Source organism: Vibrio aestuarianus (assembly GCF_012395185.1).
Classification (GTDB): Bacteria; Pseudomonadota; Gammaproteobacteria; order Enterobacterales; family Vibrionaceae; genus Vibrio; species Vibrio aestuarianus.
Genome location: NZ_JAAZTU010000021.1, coordinates 38,956 through 60,377 on the forward strand (window position 1 = coordinate 38,956; position 21,422 = coordinate 60,377).

Annotated in this window: 17 protein-coding genes; 8 read left to right on the top strand and 9 right to left on the bottom strand. The window is 41.3% G+C overall.

Features of this window, described 5'->3' with window-relative positions:
• Positions 1–2: 2 nt before the first annotated feature.
• Entirely contained in the window at positions 3–485 is a 483-nt protein-coding gene (locus HGG78_RS11410; protein WP_172532933.1) for a MarR family transcriptional regulator, read from the bottom strand.
• A gap of 115 nt (positions 486–600) precedes the next feature.
• Between HGG78_RS11410 and HGG78_RS11415 the strand changes: the two genes are divergently transcribed.
• Positions 601–1,491, top strand: a complete 891-nt coding sequence (locus HGG78_RS11415) for a DMT family transporter (RefSeq protein WP_172532934.1) — start codon at positions 601–603, stop codon at positions 1,489–1,491.
• A 50-nt stretch (positions 1,492–1,541) separates the two neighbouring features.
• On the opposite strand, the gene HGG78_RS11420 is transcribed toward HGG78_RS11415, so the two are convergent.
• Positions 1,542–3,239 carry a methyl-accepting chemotaxis protein gene (locus HGG78_RS11420; protein ID WP_338326134.1) on the bottom strand — a complete coding sequence of 566 codons (1,698 nt, stop codon included), beginning with the start codon at positions 3,237–3,239 and terminating at the stop codon, positions 1,542–1,544.
• 214 nt (positions 3,240–3,453) lie between these two features.
• Between HGG78_RS11420 and HGG78_RS11425 the strand changes: the two genes are divergently transcribed.
• Positions 3,454–4,470, top strand: a complete 1,017-nt coding sequence (locus HGG78_RS11425) for a GGDEF domain-containing protein (RefSeq protein WP_172532935.1) — start codon at positions 3,454–3,456, stop codon at positions 4,468–4,470.
• A gap of 64 nt (positions 4,471–4,534) precedes the next feature.
• On the opposite strand, the gene HGG78_RS11430 is transcribed toward HGG78_RS11425, so the two are convergent.
• A complete protein-coding gene (locus HGG78_RS11430) occupies positions 4,535–5,113 on the bottom strand; it encodes an aldolase/citrate lyase/malate synthase family protein (protein ID WP_172532936.1) in 579 nt (192 codons plus the stop codon).
• 161 nt (positions 5,114–5,274) lie between these two features.
• Here HGG78_RS11430 and HGG78_RS11435 point away from each other — a divergent pair, with 161 nt between their 5' ends.
• The gene (locus HGG78_RS11435) at positions 5,275–6,792 is read left to right on the top strand and encodes a DUF3612 domain-containing protein (RefSeq protein ID WP_053311151.1); all 1,518 of its coding nucleotides are present in this window, start codon (positions 5,275–5,277) and stop codon (positions 6,790–6,792) included.
• 316 nt (positions 6,793–7,108) lie between these two features.
• On the opposite strand, the gene HGG78_RS11440 is transcribed toward HGG78_RS11435, so the two are convergent.
• On the bottom strand, positions 7,109–8,461 hold the full coding sequence (locus tag HGG78_RS11440) for a diguanylate cyclase (RefSeq protein WP_053311152.1): 1,353 nt from the start codon (positions 8,459–8,461) through the stop codon (positions 7,109–7,111).
• A 328-nt stretch (positions 8,462–8,789) separates the two neighbouring features.
• Here HGG78_RS11440 and HGG78_RS11445 point away from each other — a divergent pair, with 328 nt between their 5' ends.
• Positions 8,790–9,878 carry a DUF3541 domain-containing protein gene (locus HGG78_RS11445; RefSeq protein ID WP_172532937.1) on the top strand — a complete coding sequence of 363 codons (1,089 nt, stop codon included), beginning with the start codon at positions 8,790–8,792 and terminating at the stop codon, positions 9,876–9,878.
• Between the two features lie 242 nt (positions 9,879–10,120).
• Positions 10,121–10,411, top strand: a complete 291-nt coding sequence (locus HGG78_RS11450) for a hypothetical protein (RefSeq protein ID WP_172532938.1) — start codon at positions 10,121–10,123, stop codon at positions 10,409–10,411.
• Here HGG78_RS11450 and HGG78_RS11455 read toward each other — a convergent pair.
• Entirely contained in the window at positions 10,392–11,558 is a 1,167-nt protein-coding gene (locus HGG78_RS11455) for a GGDEF domain-containing protein (protein WP_172532939.1), read from the bottom strand. The genes HGG78_RS11450 and HGG78_RS11455 overlap by 20 nt on opposite strands.
• 379 nt (positions 11,559–11,937) lie before the next feature.
• Here HGG78_RS11455 and HGG78_RS11460 point away from each other — a divergent pair, with 379 nt between their 5' ends.
• Positions 11,938–12,786, top strand: a complete 849-nt coding sequence (locus tag HGG78_RS11460; RefSeq protein WP_172532940.1) for a pirin family protein — start codon at positions 11,938–11,940, stop codon at positions 12,784–12,786.
• 215 nt (positions 12,787–13,001) lie between these two features.
• Here the strand turns inward: HGG78_RS11460 and ppnP are convergent, their stop codons facing one another.
• Positions 13,002–13,283, bottom strand: coding sequence for a pyrimidine/purine nucleoside phosphorylase (ppnP, locus tag HGG78_RS11465; protein ID WP_171981057.1), 282 nt, complete (start codon positions 13,281–13,283; stop codon positions 13,002–13,004).
• Positions 13,284–13,677: 394 nt separating this feature from the next.
• Here ppnP and HGG78_RS11470 point away from each other — a divergent pair, with 394 nt between their 5' ends.
• On the top strand, positions 13,678–14,121 hold the full coding sequence (locus HGG78_RS11470; protein ID WP_172532941.1) for a DUF2850 domain-containing protein: 444 nt from the start codon (positions 13,678–13,680) through the stop codon (positions 14,119–14,121).
• Positions 14,122–14,269: 148 nt separating this feature from the next.
• Positions 14,270–15,355 (top strand): mechanosensitive ion channel family protein, encoded by a 1,086-nt coding sequence (locus tag HGG78_RS11475; RefSeq protein WP_172532942.1) that lies wholly within the window; start codon positions 14,270–14,272, stop codon positions 15,353–15,355.
• 38 nt (positions 15,356–15,393) lie between these two features.
• On the opposite strand, the gene HGG78_RS11480 is transcribed toward HGG78_RS11475, so the two are convergent.
• The 3 genes from HGG78_RS11480 to HGG78_RS11490 all read right to left on the bottom strand — a co-directional run bounded on the left by HGG78_RS11480 (position 15,394) and on the right by HGG78_RS11490 (position 21,135).
• Complete coding sequence (locus HGG78_RS11480; protein ID WP_172532943.1) at positions 15,394–16,638, bottom strand: MDR family MFS transporter; 1,245 nt, start codon at positions 16,636–16,638, stop codon at positions 15,394–15,396.
• A 252-nt stretch (positions 16,639–16,890) separates the two neighbouring features.
• Positions 16,891–18,519: a methyl-accepting chemotaxis protein gene (locus HGG78_RS11485; RefSeq protein WP_172532944.1), complete on the bottom strand. Its 1,629-nt coding sequence runs from the start codon at positions 18,517–18,519 to the stop codon at positions 16,891–16,893.
• Between the two features lie 255 nt (positions 18,520–18,774).
• A complete protein-coding gene (locus tag HGG78_RS11490; RefSeq protein ID WP_172532945.1) occupies positions 18,775–21,135 on the bottom strand; it encodes an ATP-binding protein in 2,361 nt (786 codons plus the stop codon).
• Positions 21,136–21,422: the final 287 nt, after the last annotated feature.

The following is a 21,422-nucleotide window of genomic DNA, read 5'->3' on the forward strand; positions in this document are numbered from 1 at the left end:
GTTTACTCGAAATGGCCCAGCCATACTTTAAGGCTTTGGTTTATCATTTGCTGTTCATCTAATGATAAGTTTTTGACCAACTTTTGTTGAGCTTTAACGTGTTCTTCTATTATCTCGTCAATGAGTTGCAGACCTGATGCTGTCAGCGCGACACTCACACTACGACGGTCTGCTATACTATGACAACGTGTAATGAGCTCTTTATTTTCTAACTTATCCAATCGATTAGTCATTGCACCGGAAGTCAGCATCATCGAAGCAATCAGTTCCGACGGTGTTAGCTCAAATGGCTTGCCTGCACGGCGCAGCGTTGCAAGCACATCAAACTCCCCAAGTTTTAATCCGTAACGCTTGTGAACGTCTGCAATAGCCATTTCTAAATGTTTATAAAGCCTTGATAATCTACCAATCATCGCCATTGGTAGGGTGTTTAAATCTGGTCTTTGTTCATCCCATTGAGCTACTACTCGATCAATCGCATCCACGTACAGCCTACTCCATCACTCAGCGTTAGGCATTTATCTTAACATAAAGATTCTTTACAAGAATACAAATAGCCATTATCTTTACACAAAATAACTTCACGTAAAGATAATAAATATGAATATATTACTGGCGATGATCCCAGCCTTTTTCTGGGGAACGACTTACGCAGTAACAAAATTCACGTTACCGGACTGGCCACCATTATTGCTTGGTGTATTTCGTGCTTTACCTGCAGGCCTGTTATTGCTTCTAATAAAGCCTAGCTTGCCGAAGAAAAATGAATGGCGGCCATTGCTCTTGATTGGGCTCATTAATATCGCTGCTTTCTTTAGTTTGATCTTTGTGATGGCTCTGTCACTTCCCTCTGCGATTTCTGGTGTTGGGATGATCTCTGTTCCTGTATTTGCCATGGTTTTCCATTGGATTGTCAAAAAGAAAAAACCCAGTTTGATTCAAGCGTTCAGTGGCATAGTATTGCTCATGCTCGCCTGGTTGCTATTTGACCCAGGAACTCTCTCTTTAAGCCCTATAGGTTTAGGGGCAATGTTGGCCGCTATTTTTTGTATCATTATTGGTAGCCACTTTACGCAAACATTAGGCAGTAAAATGGATTGGTGGAGCGTATTGACTTGGCAACTGATCATTGGTGGCCTAGCTTTAGCCGTGGTCGCATCAATCCAGGCATGGCACTCACCACAATCTTACCAAGATGCATTTATCCATTTCGATACCACTCATCTAATGGGGCTAGTTTGGGTATGCGTGCTCAACACGGCCTTGGGTTATAGCCTTTACGTATGGTTGTTACAGAGAATGAGTATTGTTGATTTCACCTTTGGCGGTATTGCCAACCCGATTGCGGGCATTATTTGCGGTGGAATATTGCTTGGAGAAGTCTACACACCAATCCAATACATCTATATGGCGGGTATGATAGTAATGTCACTGATGCCACAAATCGTGAACCTGATTAAAGCTCGACACACTGTCACAGCCATCAATTAAATGATTCACAGAGGTAAGAAAACAACATAACTTACCTCTGTTTTGTTTCATCACACTTTATACGCTTCCGTTTCCGCTTTCAGTGTTTCCGCCAACCGCGCTAATTCTAACGTCGCTTGGCTACTTTGTTCAGCACCTGATGCCGTTTGGTTTGCGATATCACTGATAATAGTAATATTCTGGTTAATGTCTTCCGTAACTAAGCTTTGTTGCTCAGCAGCCGTTGCAATTTGTGCATTCATGGCATTAATTTGATCTACCGCGGCTGTAATTTGAGTTAAGGATTCTCCCGCCAACTGAGCTTTATCAACGGCCAAGCGCGCACTATCCGCCCCACTTTCTAAGCGAGAGGTTGATTCTCGGCTACCCTGTTGTAGCCTTTGAATGGTTTGTTGAATCTCTTCTGTTGATTTCTGAGTTCGGCTAGCTAAAGTCCTCACCTCATCTGCCACAACAGCAAACCCCCGCCCTTGCTCTCCTGCACGAGCTGCTTCAATGGCAGCATTCAGTGCGAGTAAATTTGTCTGTTCAGAAATCCCTTGAATTACATCAACCACACTGCCGATTTCCTCAGTTTCACGCGCTAGCCTTTGCATACCAACAACAGACTCTTGCATTTCTTGAGATAGGTTAGAGATCATCACGATCGTCTCTTGCACAATGCTTTGCCCTTGCTCTGCAGCTCTATCAGCTTGCTCAGAAGCATTGGCGGCATTACTTGCACTTTGCGCAACCTCGTTGACTGTGGCAGTAAATTCATGAATTGCGGTCGCGACAAGCTGAGTTTGAGTTTGTTGATCAATCACATTTTGCTTAGTTTGAACTGCAACGGCCGAGCTTTCTTCAGCTGCTAAAGCCAATTGTGTTGTTGAGTCTTTATTCGTCTGAACGACATGTTGAAAACTGGCTACAATACGGTTGACGTACTGCGCGATATGAGCAAACTCATCTTGACCTGTTAACTGAATTCGCTGTGTTAAATCTCCTTTCGAGATTAGATCCGAGGATTTTCCCAACTGCTGCGATGCCAAAGAAATACGTCTCACGATCAGCACTGATAAGCCAATGGTTGTCAACACCGCAATCGACACAAGGATGGTCGCCATCCACATGTATTGCTTAATGTTGTGGTTTGCCTGCTGAAAGTTGCTTGCTCCCTCTTCGATTTGTATCGATAAAAACCCTTCCGCTTCTTGGGTGACTTGTTTAAATAGTGGATTGATTGTTTTAAGTAATGTGAGATTGGCTTGCGTATACTTATTCTCTTTCAGATACTGCAACGCCGTATTAAATCCATTTTGAGTAATTTCATCTAGCTTATCAGCGAGACGATTGACCTGCGCTTTTTCCATATCACTAAGGGGAGAGGATAAAATTTCATTATCAATGATATGATGTAGTGCTTGGACAGAACGTTCAATATTTTCGATATGCTGATCGATAACATGGTCATGCATATCGACAAACTGAGAGCCGGGTTCATGCTGAAAGGCTAGTAATAGTTGACTTCGTGCCGATCCTAATTCATCCAATACCTTTCCAGCACGAATCGTATGCTGCATACCCTCGCTATATAAATCCTCTATGGAATCAGCGGCCATCTGCATACCCTTGATACCTTCATAGGTGAGAAGGACAAAAAAGCAGGTGGTGATCACAGCAATTGTTTTCAAACGCACACTGACTGAAGAAAATATCTTCCACCAGCCTGAAGGTGGTGTTTCTTTACTTACTTCTACCATCGACATTAAGCCAACTCCTTATGGTTTTAATTATTAATAATATAGTTGAATCCAGATCATCTGGCTGGCTATCAATTTGATCAAAATCAACTAGCTTTCAATAATTATTGTTAAAAAAATTCAAACAGATCCATAAGATGCATTTTTTTAGCGCATATCATTGTGATATCCGCTAATCTTAGCAATATGAATTCTGTGACTAGCAACTAAATTTACGATAATGACCAACGACGACTTTAAAAGATCTACGGCTAATTTAAAAAAAGCAGTTCCGTTAATGATGAAAAATCATGTTGCGGCAACGCCTTCTAATTATGCCCTTTGGTATACCTATGTAGATAATGTCATTCCTCAGCTCAACCAAGAGCTGGATACTGTGCTTGAGAACTTTGGTCTGTGCCCTCCAGCGACAAGCTCGCAGCTCTATAACAATTACGTGGCTAGCCGTTCTGAAACTAACTTAAATCAATTGCGCAATAACATTGAGGTATTGGTCAATGAAGTTGCAAGTTCCATGACTGATACACTGACTGATACTAGTGAATTTGCAAAAGTGATAGACAAAAGCTTTAGTGAGTTAGAGCGAGTTGAAGATGATAAGTTATCGATAGAAGAAGTGATGACATTAGTGCGTCAGTTGGTGACAGAATCTCGTGATATCCGTCACTCAACACGATTTTTAAATGGTCAATTAAACAATGCTAGCCAGGAAATTCAACGCCTGAAAGAACAACTAGCTGAAGTACAAAAAGGGGCTTTATTTGATGGGTTGTCTGGCTTATATAATCGCCGCTCATTCAACGATGATCTAAATGTTCTCATCAGCGCGCAGCAACCGATCAGTTTGATTTTACTCGATATTGACCACTTTAAGTCATTCAATGACAACTACGGGCATTTATTTGGCGATACTGTCATTAAAGGGATTGCTAAAAGACTACAATCCACCAGCCGAGATGGCATAACAGCCTACCGCTTTGGTGGTGAAGAATTTGTATTGATTGTGCCAAATAAAACATTGCGTATCGCAAGACAATTTGCAGAGTCACTGCGTCGCTCTCTCGAAAAATTGAGTGTCAAAGATCGACGTTCAGGAAAACTGGTCGGAAATATTACCGCATCATTTGGTGTTGCAGAGTGGCAACTTGGTGACACATCAGAGACTTTAATAGAAAGAGCCGATAGCTTGCTTTATGAAGCCAAACAACTAGGGCGTAATCGTGTGATGCCTCTTTAATATATTACATCTTATAAAAGACATGGGGCCTTTAGCCCCATATTTCATTTCACGGTTCAACTCATTAGGCGATATTAAAACTGTAATTTAAGCAGTAATCCTCGCCATTTTTAGCCCTGTACTCTTTATCCTCACTGCACGCTTTGGGTTTACCCTGTTCATCACCTTTCACTAAACTTATCCAATGACGCATTGCTGCACTTGGCACATCCTCAGCAAACTGAGTGAATGTTGTGCATGTTTCTAACTGAATATCATCAATGACGATCAACTCGACACATCCCGTACCTTTAGTGCAACCAAACATCACCTCAACATGACTTCCGCTGCCATCACGAAATAGTATCGAGCAAGGTGACTCTTTTTCACCGTTGAATGCCACGAAATGCTTGGGGTGCTTTAATCCACTATGTCGCCCATCTTTGAAGTAAGCCAGTACATGACGGTAGTCTATCACGTAGCTAGTCACATCTTGATGAGAACCCATTTCAAGCGGGAAAAGCCTATCCAGTAGCTGTTTTGCTTGTATCTGTTTTTCGTTTTGTTGATTAGCACTGATCGTCTCGACGGCGAAGACAGCTTCAGCGATAAAGGGTTTGTTTTGTTTTTGGATTTCTGTTTTATCGAATGTCAGCATATTCATCGTCTTTCCCTCTTGGATAACTCATTATTTTGTGTCCTAGAGCAATTATTCCAAACTTGCGTTTAACTTTACGGCAAATTTGTGACCTTGCTTACTTGGTAGATTAACCAATTTTTTACTACAATTTCACAACAAAAATTTTACAGTGTGAATTTTACAAAATGGCCTTGTCAAAAAGTTTAGTTCGTCAATCTCACTTCTTAGGTACCAAAGTACGAAACCTGAGAAAACGTAATCACTTAACAATGGAAGACCTTTCTGCACGCTGTATTCGTATCAACCCTGAATATGCACCGTCGGTTTCTTATCTATCTATGATTGAACGGGGGAAACGTGTTCCGAGTATTGATATGCTGGAAGTTATTGCTCAGGTTTTCCAAAAAGATCCGGCTTGGTTTCTCGATGATGAACCAGAACAAACGGATATTACCCCCGACAAAGGTAACCGAGGTGGTATCAGCGGTATGGCGCTTGAGCCTAGTTTTTTATTTTCGAATGATATTTTGCAAATCGCTATTCCAGAGATGCTATCGCAAACTGGGATTACAGGACGACAGTTTGCCCACTTGCTGATCCGTGCTCACCAAGAAAGCCTTCAAAATCATTTTCCAGATCTAGAGCGAGCCGCTGAAGAGGTAGGACTGAAACGATTAAATTTAGCGGTTGAAGACCTGATTGATATTGCTAAAAGCCTTGGTTTATCGATCCGTTGGGTCACCAGAACACCTCAAGATGTGGTCGATGAGTTAGGCGTGAGCGCTAAACAACTCATCACCTCTTTTTTTGAACCACCAAGTACGATTTACCTAAATGAGATACTCAGAGAATACCCTACGCGCCTAAAATACGACTTAGCTGTCTATATTGGTCACAATATTCTACACAGCAAAGAAGGGCTAAAAAGCGTTTTAACGGTTGGTCACACAAATAGCTGGGAAGAAGCTCCCGATGCTAAAGCAACCTGTGAGCTCAATTCACAAGATATTCTTCAAGCATGGCGAGATTTCGAATCAAGCTTTTTCGCAGGGGCATTATTGTGCCCTAAAGTACCTTATCGACAATTGCTTGACCGCTGTGGCTATGAAATTGGTGTACACCTGAAGGCGGGAGTATCTCCATCCGTTGCCATGCGCCGTATGACCGTTGTATCCCCTTACCCGCATTGGCACTATTTTGATGCCTATGGAGAAGGAAAACTAAAAGCGGTATACCGTGGGAATGGTATTCCACTACCATGGGGAAATATGCGAAAGGTTAATGATCCTTGTCAGCACTGGGCAGTATTTCGACGCCTCTCAGAACCTCAAAAGGGTAGCTCAGCACAAATCTCGATTTTAAATGTGGGGGATGAGCCTAGAATCTACTGCTGCGAGTCGGTCAATATGGTTGACCCTGCTGGAAATAATCGAGTGTTATGCGCAGGGATTGATTTAAACCCTGCGATTAATGCGCAAGGTGGAGACGCACTTTCCATTGCAGAAGAACTTAAAGCATCTTGTGTACGTGGAGGAGGGAGTACCGCAATACCAAGGCATATCAAAAAAGATCTCACCACCATCGCGAAAATCCTAAACATTAATTGGATTGAACGTGGGATAGAAAATCAAGCGCGTTTGATCTGCTCTCGTGGCGCTGTTTGTCCAAGAAAGCCAAGTTGTTACGATAAGTGTGGCGAATAAAAATGCTGAGCAAATGGCATAAAAAAAGCCAATCACAATAAGCGTGATTGGCTATTAATAAATGTGAACAAAATAAGGTTCACTAACAACGTCAGTTGGCTAGGTGACCCTCGGCTTAGAAGGGTCATATCTAATAAAGCAGGATACGTGCCAACTTTTTCACAGCCTAAATCGCCTATATTTGCTCATTTTACAGCCAGTTTCATTACAACCCGTCGCATAATTAATTCGCATTTTGCAAATCAATTCCATTTTGCAAAAACAATTTCAGACTATTTATCAAATACCACACTCATCGATCTGATGACTAAATTAACTAGCGGCGCTTCTCTTCATACATTTTGTCATCGGCCACTTTAAGCATAGCGTCAATATCTTTAAATTTTGAATCAAAAGCAGAGTAACCGATGCTCACCTGAACATTAATTAGATGCTGCTCATAAATCACTGGCATATTACACAAGGCTTTTTTAATTTTAGCGTTGATCGCCTCTATATCAGTGATACTCGATAATCGAGGCAATAAAACTAGAAACTCATCTCCCCCGATGCGAGCAACCACGTCAGAAGCACGTAATACACCTTTAGTTCGCTCTGCACAAGCTACAAGCACTTTATCTCCCGCAGCATGTCCATAGGTGTCATTAATAGACTTAAACATATCGATATCAATGTTGAGTATCACAAAATTCGCTGATGCCCCTAGTTTCACAGCCTGATCAAAATAGCTTTCTAAGGTGTACATAAAATAGCGACGGTTTGGAAGTTTGGTTAACTCATCATGAAATGCTCGTTCATTCGCAATCGTATACAAACGATAGATCGCAATAAATCCGGCAACTAACACAACGAGAATAGAATAGCCAACTAACCGCACAACGTTGACTTGGTACCAAGGAACCTGATGCAAAATATCGCTTTTTTCTGAAACGGCCATTTCCCAACCACCGTAAGGGAAATGCACATTTTGCTTTGCGAAGGCATTATCGAAAACCTCTTGCTTACCTAAAAAAAGCTGACCTTGTGCACCACTACTGTCGACGCCGCGTATCGCTAGATTGAATCGATGGGTAAAACTCTCTACACCCGATGAAACTAATAAAGAATCTAAATTAATCACTAGGCTACAGACCCCCCAATACTTTTCATTAAGAGGAGGGTCTGTAAAAATTGGAATTCGAGCGATTAAGCCCCTTCCCCCCTGCACAAGGTCAAATGGGCCAGCAATAAAAATATCTTTTATTTCTTTAGCCTTAACGATTGAAGACCACTGACTTGGGATCGTTCGATAATCCAAACCTATCGCTTTTTGATTACCTTTAAATGGATAGATAAACTGAATGATGTCATTGGGAGCCAAGCCAACAATACGAATATGTTTACCTCTATGAAGAATACTAGTGGCTATTTTTTCCCAGTCATTGAATTGGTATTGACTATTTACGGCTATCAAACTGGAAACACCGCTGGCTACATAAATATCAGAAAGAATCGAGGCTTCCAATTGTGATCGAATAATCGATAACTCTTCTTTCGCTCTGACTTGCAAATTGTCACGAATATAATTGCGCTGATTAAAATTGACAGCTTCAATCAACCCACCGCAAAAAAGGATGAAAGCGATAAGAAGCAAATTGACAGACCATTGCTTGCCTGAGACAGACCTCATGCACTCCCCCTGATAGTCTGTAGTAATGACTACATCTGTTTATGATTTCACTAGTCTCTTTAGGATAGTGCTTTTAATGAAGAATAACGTATTTGGATGGTAAATACATCGACTAATTTCAATTCTAACTTTATAAGACAATGATAATTAAATAATTTAATTTATTAATCACATCAAAAATCAGAAAGCTAACGCAACAAAACCGCCGATATCAGTGAAATAAAACAGTCAAAATCGGTTAATTTACCCTCACCTGACCCATTCCTCACAATGATAGTGACCCATAATAGTAAGCTATATTCAATTGATAATTTGCCAAGTTTTGATTATGTCACTTAAGAAATTAACTTCATTATATTGTTTAGTCACTGCTCTTTGCTTACCCACCTTTAGCTTTGCACAACAGGCACTGACCCATGAAGGCTTTGAACAATCAGCAGAGCGCATCCGCCAAACCTATGAAAGCCAGCTTTACACTTTGCCTGCATTTAAGGAAGGTCATTATGGCTTAAGAATGTACCGACAGACGTTGGATGCCAAATACTCTGCAGCAGTGTGGAGTGACCTTGCTCGCGTAGCGAGTCGACTCAACAGATTTGCAGAAGAGGTTCACACTCCAGAACAAATTTTTCTCTATTCAGAAAAGCGTTTAAGTGGCTATGTTGATGAGACCGATGAGCGTAGCAAATTACGCTATATGGCAACTAAAAATACACCTGAGTACCTTTATCTAGGTGTTGATTTGCTTGGTTCAATGGCTAGAGCTAATGAATATGGCCTTAAGCATAAAGATGACCAAGTGATTCGTCGATACGATTTCACTAAATACGCAACCAATGAAGCAATGATCAAGGCGTGGGCGGCACAATTGGCTAACCAAGTCTATTGGTTACGCCAACTAGGTGAGCAAGATGTAGTGCAGCCGTTTATTGACAGCTTTAGAAAAACCTACCCAGATTCAGCCGACAGAAAGCTATCTAGTCAACAATATGGCAATAAGCTGTATGGTATGACACACATTATTTTCGCTGATTCTGAATATTACCAACATCCAGTTAGTGAAAAACAACATCAGTGGATCTACGATTATTTCCGCAACAATATTGATACCATTTTGGCGCGAGCAAAAGAAGATGTCATCGCCGAAGTAGGCATTTCTTTTCTGCTTGCAGGTTTAGAAACCGACCCTGTTGTAGAGAAAACTCGATTGGCAGTTCAAGCCTCAATTGATAAACAACAAGGCATGATCCCATCGACGACAGGAGATTTCGAGCTCGCTTATGGCGAACACCGTAATGTGTTAGCAATCATGTTGCTTGATTGGCAAAGCGTTAACCAAGCACCGACTATCGAACGTAATCCGGGCGTTTTTTCCAACTTACCTTATGGTTTAGAAAAAATGTCATCTCTTAAGTAAGGCCAACAACCAAAATCCACCAAGAGCAAAATTATCAATAAATTCAAATTACGGTACAAAGCCAACGCAGAGATCCTTGAGGGTTAGTAGATGGAATGGACCCTCTGTTTTTAGTAATGTAATACTGACGGTATACAATATTGCCCCCGCTCTTGTAGAACTTCGTAACAATTAGCGGTCAAAACAACTCAAAGAGGTAAGCTATAATTGGATTAGCTTAAATTAGGAGGGGGAGAAGTGAGATGTCTGTATTGCCTAAACATACGGATAAAAATTCGCACTATGATCCTAATGAAGATTTCACTCAGGATCAGATGCACCGTTTTACCAAAGTTGCCAACCAAGCGCAGAAAAAACGTGAAATACTAGAAAATCGTGATGAGAAAGACCTTTCCATTATTGATGCAGCAAAGCGAGTGGCACTAAGGCCAGTGGTTAAACCCAGAAAGGATAAACCCAATACAGTAAGGTACGCCGTATGGATGTCACTGTTATGTGTATTAGGGCTATGGCTTATGTATATGACTCGCTAGCCTTTTTAATTGGTGTGACGGTTGCTGAGCATTTTGATTCTTGAATTTCAGCAGAAGATATATGTTGATAATACTGGTACTGATTTTTACCTTTGTGTTTTGCCCAATACATAGCTTTATCCGCACAGCGGGTGAGTTCTGGTAGGTTATCAGCATCATTTGGAAATAGCGCAGCACCAACGCTGACAGTGAGGTTGTTAATCATCTCGGAACTTTGATATTTATCCTCAAACATGTAACAAATACGGTTAAGAATAGCATCAAGATCTTTTTTGGTTCTTACATCGTACAGCAACAATACGAACTCATCTCCTGCAAACCTTGCGATTGAACAGTCATGTTTAGCTGTCTTCCTGTCTCTATTCCTAACGTTGTTCTTTAATCTGTTAGCAAAATATTGCAGCACTTTATCGCCAACATCGTGGCCATAGTTGTCATTAATCGATTTAAAATTATCAATATCGAGAAACACTAAGGCAGTGATGGAATTACTTTTCATTTGCTGAGAAAGCTTTTCATTCGCCCAATTTTCAAAACTCCAACGGTTAGCAAGACCAGTGAGCTGATCTGTATAGGCAAGGTCCTCAATCCCTTCTTGATAGAGGGATTGGATATAATTGATGGCTTTGTTGTAATAGTAAGCTGAAATATGACAGATGACACCTAAAATAGTTAGGCTGATAACGAAACGATCCGCCGATAAGTAGTCTGATGATAATTGCGTATTAGTCACCAATAATGAAACGCCAACCAACATGCTAAAACTAAAGCTAAATACTATCCCAATTTTAAAGTCATTAATGAAAATGACCGCAGCTAGAATAGGATAGAGCCATAAAATACCGCTTGTGGCTTGCGCGCTGTAAAGCAGCAGCATGATACCTTTAGTCAGTAAAATTCCGCTAAGAACTAAGTCGGCGTAGGGCATGTCGGGACGCTGATATAAATAGATAGCATTGAAAATGATCGCCAACAAACAGATAAAATTAAATAAGCTAAGATAGTAGCTGTGATCGATGAACTGCACGAAACCGTAGTAGGAAAATAGAGTAGCCGACACAACAGAACACAACCCCACAACTCTACGTTTGCGGGATAATTGCATATTGGCCATTTCTTCTAAATGCCTTCCTACTAACTCTGCCATTCTTAAGCTCCCCCTAAAGAGTTAGATACCAACTCAAGTCTAGAAGAAAAAAATCACTTGTGGCTAATTATTTGTTTAGATTTTAAAGCGTGAATAATGGCAGCATTTCTATTCATTGGCTGCAAGAGCATATAAAAATAGAAGACAACAATGACTTTGAGCGATTCTATGTACTCGCAGGGTCATTGCATCTTTTACTACGCTTTCATCCACGTTTACGACGGAGCCGGATTAGGCGAGCATAGCCAACGCCACAGCTGCATCAAGTAGGGAGAGCATAGAGATGTTCGAAATTATTGAAGAAGATACTCAAATCCGTGGGCTCATCTTTGCAAGATTGTTGATTTACACTTTGCGTATTCCGTAGAGGAGAGCCGTTATGCCAAACCAACGTACAGTGCAACAAATGCTTCGCGCGCAACCAACATCTGATGGTGATGGAGTTAAAATTCGCCGAGTCGCAGGGTTTAATAATACCCACTTTTCACCATTTTTGATGGTTGATGAATTAAAGTCAGACCAAAAATCTGACTATATAGGTGGCTTTCCGCCTCATCCTCACCGCGGTATAGAAACGCTCACCTATATGTTAAATGGGCATTTTCAGCACAAAGATCATATGGGTAATATTGGCGAGTTACGTTCTGGCGGTGCCCAATGGATGGCAGCAGGACGTGGAGTCATTCACAGTGAAATGCCAATTATGCAAGACGGCCACTTGCATGGTTTTCAGATTTGGATAAATCAACCCGCTAGCCATAAAATGCTTCCTGCTCAATACCATGACTTTCAACCAGAGAGCATTACTGAATATCGCACACCTAGTACTGGCTTACTGCGAATTTTAGCTGGTCACATCGATTGTAATGGCGAGACATTGATTGGCCCTTTGACTCAGACAGGGTCGACATTGAGTGTAGCAGACTGGCAAGCTATACCAAAAAGCGCTATCCGTATCAACACTCCAGAAAACCATAATGTGATGGTTTATGTCTACCAAGGACACATAACCTTGGGTACAAAAGTATTAAGAGAGGGTGAGATAGCATTGATGTCAAAAGGTGAGTTCTTAGAGCTTGAAACCAATGAAATCGGTGGTGTATTGCTATTGATGGGCGAACCAATCAATGAACCGGTTGTTCACTATGGCCCTTTTGTTATGAACTCTTTTGCAGAGATTGAACAAGCCATCAAAGACTACAACTCTGGTCTTTTTGAAACCTATTAATGATCTAAATATCATCCTCATCGGTATAACGTTCACTTGACACGTATTAAGGCGTATTGACCTAGTAATAAGTCTGTATCAGTAAAACATTATTGGGTTCTGGTTTAGATCCCACAGCACAAAAACTGAATATCCACTGCCATTCATTTTTTGTTTTAGCCACACTATTGGGTGTGGCTTTTTTATATCAGTGGACATAACACTGAAAGCAATAACTACAGATATTCACATAAATAGGCTGTAGATTGCGCTACCTGTAAATCAAACGATGAATTTCCGGCCACCTCAAATGACTCGCCACTGTTAAACGTCGACCACTCTTCATCACCAATACGCTTAATGACTAATGTACCCTTAACCACGGTCATTCGTTCTGGGGCTGCTGTACCAAAAGTGTACTCACCAGGAGCCATAACTCCAACAGAGCTATCACCATCTTGCTGCGTGAAACCCAAAGATTTTACGTTACCTTCAAAATACGAGTTTTCTTTGATCATTTTTCTTCCTTGTAAAGGCCATCATCGACCTACTGTGATAAATCATTCGCTTGTTTTATCTGATAATTTCAAATTACACAAGAAGCAAATTAGGCCAAAACAAACCATCGCACTCAGTCTATAATCAATAGTAGAACAATTAACACACTATCTATCTTGTCATCCATTAGCTCTTCATTTGGAATTAGAGTCACATTTAATGGCGCGAGATTTGCCAAACTGTACGACATCTTTCAGTCTCTGATTTCGTTCTATACCCAAACAACTTGAAGTTGCAGATTAAAGGTAGAAAAGGGATGGATAAATAGGCTATTGGTTCAAACTGCCCCCCCCTAGATAACCTAAACAGAATAAGGACTTAGCGAATGAAAAAAAACCATTTTCAGGCCCCTCGATGAAGAGAGAATCGCTTTTCAAAAGTGTTTTTTGGATAGTATTAGTCACAGTGGCTGTCGGCTTTGCGGCACTGCTGTTTTTCAGCTATCAAGAGTACACTCATCCGAAACAAGTCTATGGTTCATGGATTGAAATTGGTGCACCTAGTTATAGCACGGAGATTCTGACTTTTAATGAAAAAGGAGTATTTCGCAACAACCGGTTGATAAGCACAAACTTTGACTACAATGGAAAGCAAATTGAAATTCGAACTGGTGATGGCATAACTATTTACCAGCAGTCAGGAACACTCAACTCACCTCAATTAAAGCGTATTGAACCCAGCACACCCACTCAACGATTTATAAAACAAGGCTACGAAGAGACTATTCAAATCGATGAAAGCGGTGATCCCAGTAAAAATCGCCGCTCTGCGCTCTCCGATCATTTTTCACAGCAATAGCTGACGCCATACTTTTATAAGATGATCAGAGTCTAGTAAAATTTGATATTGTTCATATCTCACCGCATCTCTTCGCCTACATGATATAGAGATAGCCGATGTTTTCTGTTAGTTTGAGCGTCAACATTCACACTAAGACTAAAACATTATGAATGAATTACTGACTCGCATTGAATCTTCCTCCCTTGCCCAACATTGGGATACCAGCATTATTTTTATCTCTATTGCCAGCCTTGTTGCATGGGGGATTTGGCGAGTCGTGTACAGCAGATTACTGTTTGTCGCTGAAAAAACTCAATTCCATTGGGATGATTTGCTGTTACACGCATTAAAAACTCCGGTAAGCACTTTAATTTGGTGTTGGCCTGGCACAATATCACTTGGGCTACTGCTTGAAGATACGATGAAAGATAAGCTCAACTGGCTACAAACAGTAAAGCTATTGATGTTGATCGCTATTTTTATCTGGATCATCATGCGCCTCATCAACAATGTTGAGCACTACGTGTTATCACAAAAAAAATATGATGAGACTACAATTCAAGCCATTGCAAAGGTTGCACGTTTATTCTTCATTCTCATCGGTATGCTTTCTATCATGCAGGCATTTGGTCTGAGCCTTTCTGGGCTTTTAACCTTTGGCGGTGTGGGTGGTCTAATTATCGGTTTTGCAGCAAAAGATTTATTGTCCAACTTCTTTGGTGGGTTAATGATCTACTTTGACCGCCCTTTTAAGGTCGGCGATTGGATTCGTTCACCAGATCGTCAAATTGAGGGGACCGTCGAACGTATTGGATGGCGTATGACTATCATCCGTACTTTTGATAAACGACCACTTTATGTCCCCAATTCAGTATTCAACAACATTGTGCTCGAAAACCCTTCGCGCATGCTTAATCGCCGCATCAATGAAACCATTGGGTTGCGTTACGATGATGCTGCAAAAATGGCAAAAATTGTCAAAGAAATACGTGAAATGTTGGAAAATCACCCTGACATTGATAGTGAACAAACACTGATGGTCAATTTCAACGCTTTTGGTCCTTCATCGTTAGATTTCTTTATCTACACCTTCACCAAAACCGTTAATTGGATGCGCTACCAAGAAGTAAAACAAGATGTGCTGTTAAAAGCAATGGCGATCATTCACAACAATGATGCCGACGTTGCCTTCCCAACTCAAACATTGAAAGTGGAGCCAGCAAGCGCAGGACTAACAGCGCAAGCCAAGTAACATTAAAGCATAAAGCCCTCGATGAGGGCTTTTGAGCATTAAGCCTGAACGATCGGTTCTCTTTGTACATTATCTTCTTGATGCTCAGCCACCCAATACAACCAAATCATCACTAAACATAGCACAAAGCAAACACCGAATAGCCAGTTGGAACTGAGTGACTCAATCACCACACCGCCAATCAAAGGTGCAATCGCAAAGCCCAATGAATACAATGCCGCCGCGCCGAAATACGACCCACGGAGATGCGCTGGAGCCATACGATCAATTTGTACATTTAGAGTAGGAAAAGCGATAACCTCTCCCATACTTAAAATAAAACAGGCAATCGCCCAGCCAATAGGCCAATCTGCGGGAGTAAGAAGAAAACCTATCTGCGCCACCGCCATTAACCCCATACCAATCCGAGTACGTACGAAAAGAGGAATGCTTTCTAGCCACTTAAGCATTGGAAATTGAAAGACGATAATGGTCATGGTATTGACTAATACTAGCCCTGCGACAATCTGCGCGGCGTCCGAAACGCTGGTTCGTACGATAACCTGCGGAATTGACGATTCCACCTGCCCGTATACAAACATCATAATAAAGTTCGCCACCATCAATTTAACAAAGATATTGTCTTTACTGATCACACGTAAAGTAGAAGTAAAATTGGGGAGTGCTGTGCGATCCGGTTGGATATATCGACCTTTGCGTTCAATGCCAAATAACAGCCAAAAACCATAAATGAGGTAGGTTCCACCAGCAAAAAAGAACAAACTTTGAGGATGCGTTAAACCTAATGTAATACCTAATAACGGCCCAACAGCGCCACCGAGATTTAATAAAAAATAGCGAATATTAAGTGCCAATTCTCTATCTTTTACATTCGATAAGTTGTCACCAATAACCGCTTTAGCTGGAGCCTCAATCATCGGGCGCATTAACCCGGTGATAACAATAAGCACATAAAATTGCCAGATTTGGTCTGCGATACCAATTCCGCTGTAGGCCAATGCCGCAATCCAACTACCAGCAACCATCACCCACTTGCGGCCGAATTTATCGGATAGGTATCCAGAATATAAACCAGTCACAGCCCCAACAACGGCTGAAGCGGCCAGCATTCCCCCCACTTCAATCGCTGAAGCACCATAGTCTTGGTAGAGAAACACTATCAAAAATGGCCATGCCATGAAAAAACTGGTGCGAGCAATCAACGTACCCGTTAGCACCGTCCAAACCGAGAAATTAAACCGCTGTACTCTTTCCCACTGAAATAAGCTGTCCTCTTTACCCATAATTACTCCTTCTCATAAGCCAACTCACGCACTACAGGCGCGATCATCATCACATTTTTGTTTTTATGGCTTCAATATATGGAGATAATGTTAAAAAAGATAGCAATTTATTATGCAACACAACGAAGATCGCCATGAAGGTAATGATATTTAAAAATTCAATTATTTCTGATAGTTAATTATGCTTAAATTAGAAAAAAAGCCGCACAACCTTGCAAGTTATGCAGCTTAAAGCTTAAATTATCAGAAGATTTATAGCTTAAAGAAAGCCAACTGAGCTTTTTGCTTCTCTGCTAATTGTGATAGCTCTGAGCTAGCACTGGCACTTTGGCTAATACCTGTGACATTTTGGTTAACAAGCTCAGACATATTCACCACACTGCGGTTAATATCCTGCGTTACTTGAGACTGTTCTTCCGCAGCGGTAGCAACTTGCGCGTTAGAATCATTGATATCAGAAACCGACTCAGTAATCCCCACAAGCGCATCATTAGCACGTTGCGTTAATTCACTATTACGTGCCAACATATCTATGCTGGTTTGCATGCTGTCATTTGCTAGGATCGACTGACTTTGCAGATCTTCAATAATGACCCTGATCTCTTTGGTTGAACTTTCCGTCCGTGCAGCAAGCATGCGTACTTCGTCTGCCACTACAGCAAAACCACGGCCAGTCTCGCCAGCGCGAGCCGCTTCAATCGCTGCGTTAAGTGCTAGCAAATTGGTTTGCTCAGAGACACCACGGATAACTTCAACAACATCATTGATCTGCTCAGATTGCTCTTTCAAACGAAGTACCACACTCGCCGCATGATTCAATGCATCAGACATTTGTGTGCTCGCTTGAGCACTTTCTACGAATATAGCCAAACCAGATTTTGCCAATTCATCCGCTTCACGTGCAGTTGAATCAGCCGATGTGGCATTATCACTTACGTTGTTAGCTGTACTAGCCAACTCATTAACCGCTGAAGCAACTTGCTCAATTTCACACAATTCTTGGTTAGCGTTTGATTCCGCTTGAGTCATCACCGCCGCCAACTCTGTTGATGCCGATGCGACTTCTTCACTAATTCGGTTAAGCTGATCAACTGTTATATGTAATTGAGAAACGGTAGTGTTTACATCTTTGCCAAGACGCGATATTTCATTTTCACCATCCACATCAGCTCGAATAGTTAAGTTACCTTGTGCTAATTCTCGGATCACCATTTGCAATTTTTGAATAGGTGCCACAATCATATTTGATAATATCCACGCCATCATAAGAGAAATCGCCAAAACCGATAACACGGTGATCATTGCGGTATTCATGACGCGAATATTGTCTTTCTCACTTTGTGCAAGTGATTGAGTGGCTAGCTGATTGACCTTTTGAGACAATGCATTGACGGCACTCACCATCTGATTACCGCTTTCACGGTATTGAGTAATAAACGATGTATACTGCCCTTCTTGAACTTGTCCCTTATCACGGTTATTGAAAAGCTCAACCGCTCGATTAGACATCTCTATATAATTCTCAATACGATCACGAACAAAAGAAACATCATTTCGATACATTTCATTTTGCTGCATTTTGGTAAGGCTATATTCGACCTCTTTCAAGCCACTTTTTAATTCTGATAAGAAACTATCACGACGAGACGAATCGTAAATTGCATATACAGCACTAATACGAAGCGGATAAATAGTGTCGTCAATACTGGCAAGAGTATCTTTGTATTCAACGAGCAAATCAGTATTGTTTGAAACTTGGTGTTGTTCATTCTGAAGATTGCTTTTGGTTATCCATAAAGCAATAAAAAGAGCTATCGTTGTAAGCAAAACTGGTAGCAAAACTTGAACACGAATGGACAAGTTTTTCAGTGAAAAGTGCATTTTAGAACCTCGATAAAAAATTATTCGCGTCCATATCATTGGGAACAATCCCAACAATCAAAACAAGGCGACGATTCTAGATCAAGATCACAAAATAGTCTATTGAATAACAGGCTTAAGTTCATAGTGTTACGCTATAAACAACGCCATAAATATGACTTTTCGACAAGAAAACAGCACAAGTCAAATTATGATAGTTTATGTAAAAATATAGCCACCAAAAGGTGGCCATATTTTGCTAGTAAATAGGTTGTTTTACTTTCTCAACGCATTCAATTTGGCTTGTGCTAATCCAAATATAGTATCTACCGGATAGCTCCCCTCTTCGGTGGCAATACCTGCGGCTTTACCAGTAAAAAGTTCGATAGCTTCGGTGACATGCTCAATTGCCCAAATGTTGAATTCGCCTTTTTCTACCGCTTTCACGACATCCGAACGCAACATCAAGTTATGCATGTTGGAAAGAGGAATAATCACACCTTGCTGGTTGGTGCGTCCTTTAATGGTACATACGTCAAAGAAGCCTTCTATCTTTTCATTAACGCCGCCAATCGGTTGTGACTCACCAAATTGGTTCATAGAACCAGTAATCGCAATATCTTGTCGATTCGGTTGCTTTGAAAAAGCAGACACAATGGCACAGAACTCCGCCATACTCGCGCTATCCCCATCAACCCCGCCGTATGACTGCTCAAAGGTAATCGTGGTCGTCAGTGGTACACGCGCGGTTCGACCAAATACGGAAGAAAGGTAAGCCGACAGAATCATTACTCCTTTGGAGTGGATACTGCCCCCTAAATCGACACTGCGTTCAATATCAATGATCTCACCATCACCATAAGAGGTGGTTGCGGTAATTCGATTCGGCGCTCCAAACATATGATCACTGGTGCTCAGTACCGATAAAGCGTTCACTTGTCCAATAGCCATCCCTCCCGTTTGGATGAGAGTCGTACCATTGGCAAAAGTTTCCATCACACTGTCTTGCAAGCGATTAACGCGCATTTCCTGATTTTTTAGTGCTTCTTCAACGTGGTTTTGACGAATCATATTCGAGTTGGCTTGCTTGGCAACGTAGTTCGACTCACGCAGCAAATTCGCAATGTGAGCGGAATGCAGCGATAACTTGCCTTGGTCACCAGTCGTTCGTGAACTGTGTTCGATGATGCGGGCAATCGCTTTGCGGTCGCAGTGCAGCATATTGTTGTCATGCACAATACTCGAAATAAAGCGCGCATAGTGAAGTTCACTATCTGGAGTACGAGTCATCTCGTCTTCAAAATCCGCAGTCACTCTGAACAACTCACTGAATTCAGGGTCATAGCGGGTTAATAATTGATAAGTATTGTAGTCACCAAATAGGATAATTTTTACATTCAATGGGATCGGCTCGGGATCTAGTGACACTGTCCCTGTTAAAGTCACCTCTTTTTCAAGTGAGGTAAAGCTCAACTGGCGAGAGCGTAACGCACGTTTTAACCCATCCCATACGTATGGCTGCTCAAGCACTTTGACTGCATCCATCAGCAGTACACCGCCATTGGCTTTATGTAAGCTACCGGCGCGAATCAATGAAAAATCCGTAAACACCGTACCTTTAAACGTTGCCGTCTCAATATAGCCAAATAAAGAGTGATAATTTGGATTTTCTTCCACAACGACAGGCAATTTATCGGAAGGCTGACTAACCAAAACGTTGACTTTATAGCGACGAGGTAAACGCTTATCCAACGACGCTGTTGCTACTTCACCCTGCTCACTTTCTTCGTCTAAAAAGATATCCGCATTATCGACAATATCTTTTTGCAACTCGGTCAAGTAGTTTTTGATCTCAGGGTAACCTGAGTAGTCCTGCTTTAACTGTTTAATGAAATGCGTGATCACGCCTAGTGTCACTTCATCATTAAGTTTTTTGATCTTCTCACTGTATGACTCTTCCCATTCGGTAAGCTGACGAGACATATTGCGCAAGCTAATCTCAAGTTCATCAATGATATGACTAAACTGCTCTTGTTCTTTTTTCGACAACGCATCAAATGATTCTTCCGTGTGCATGTCCTCACCATTCATGGCAACAAATTGGTAGTCACCTTGGGTGGTAATGGTCAAACTGATGCCTTTATCTTTTGCCTCTTTACTGATGCTATCCAATTCACCTTGTTGCTTTTGTACCATCTGGTTTTTTAGCTTATCAGCGCGCGCAAAGTAGATCTCGTTATCAAATGCTAACGGAATGGCATTGACCAACTTCGTCATGAGCTTTTCTATGTCTTGCTTAAGGCTCACACCAACACCAGAAGGTAATTTCAGCACTTTCGGAGTACGAATATCGGCAAAATTAGCGACATAACACCAATCAAACAAGGCATCGGCTTCATGCTGGTGTCGATTTAAATAACGCAAAATCATCGTACGTTTGCCTAATCCGTTACGACCAATCGCGTAGATGTTGTAACCTTTTTCTTTGATCGACATGGCAAACTCAACCGCTTTTTGTGCGCGTTCTTGCCCCACTATCTCATCGATAGGATCCAGTTCTTTGGTTGATTTACAAGGTAGCTTTTCTAACTGTGCAACATGGTAGAGCTGCTCTGCATTCAATCGTTGAATCGCCATCACTCCGCTCCTTAGCTTTTAGATTCTTGTTGTATACCCAAACTATTTGGAGTTGCAGGTAGGCGGCAAGTGAGTGAATCCCCATGAGCATAGATAAACTATGTGATTGGGGTGAGCAAACGTAGCCAACACCGCTGCACCTTCAAGTAAGAAGGGGATAGTTTGACTTAAGTGTAGAAGCAATTGATATATATTTTAGTGAGTTACGCCTTATTAGCGTCTGTTTGAACAAATAATAATCAATTATTCATTACTAGAAGCCACAAAAATCACCAAATCTTGAATTT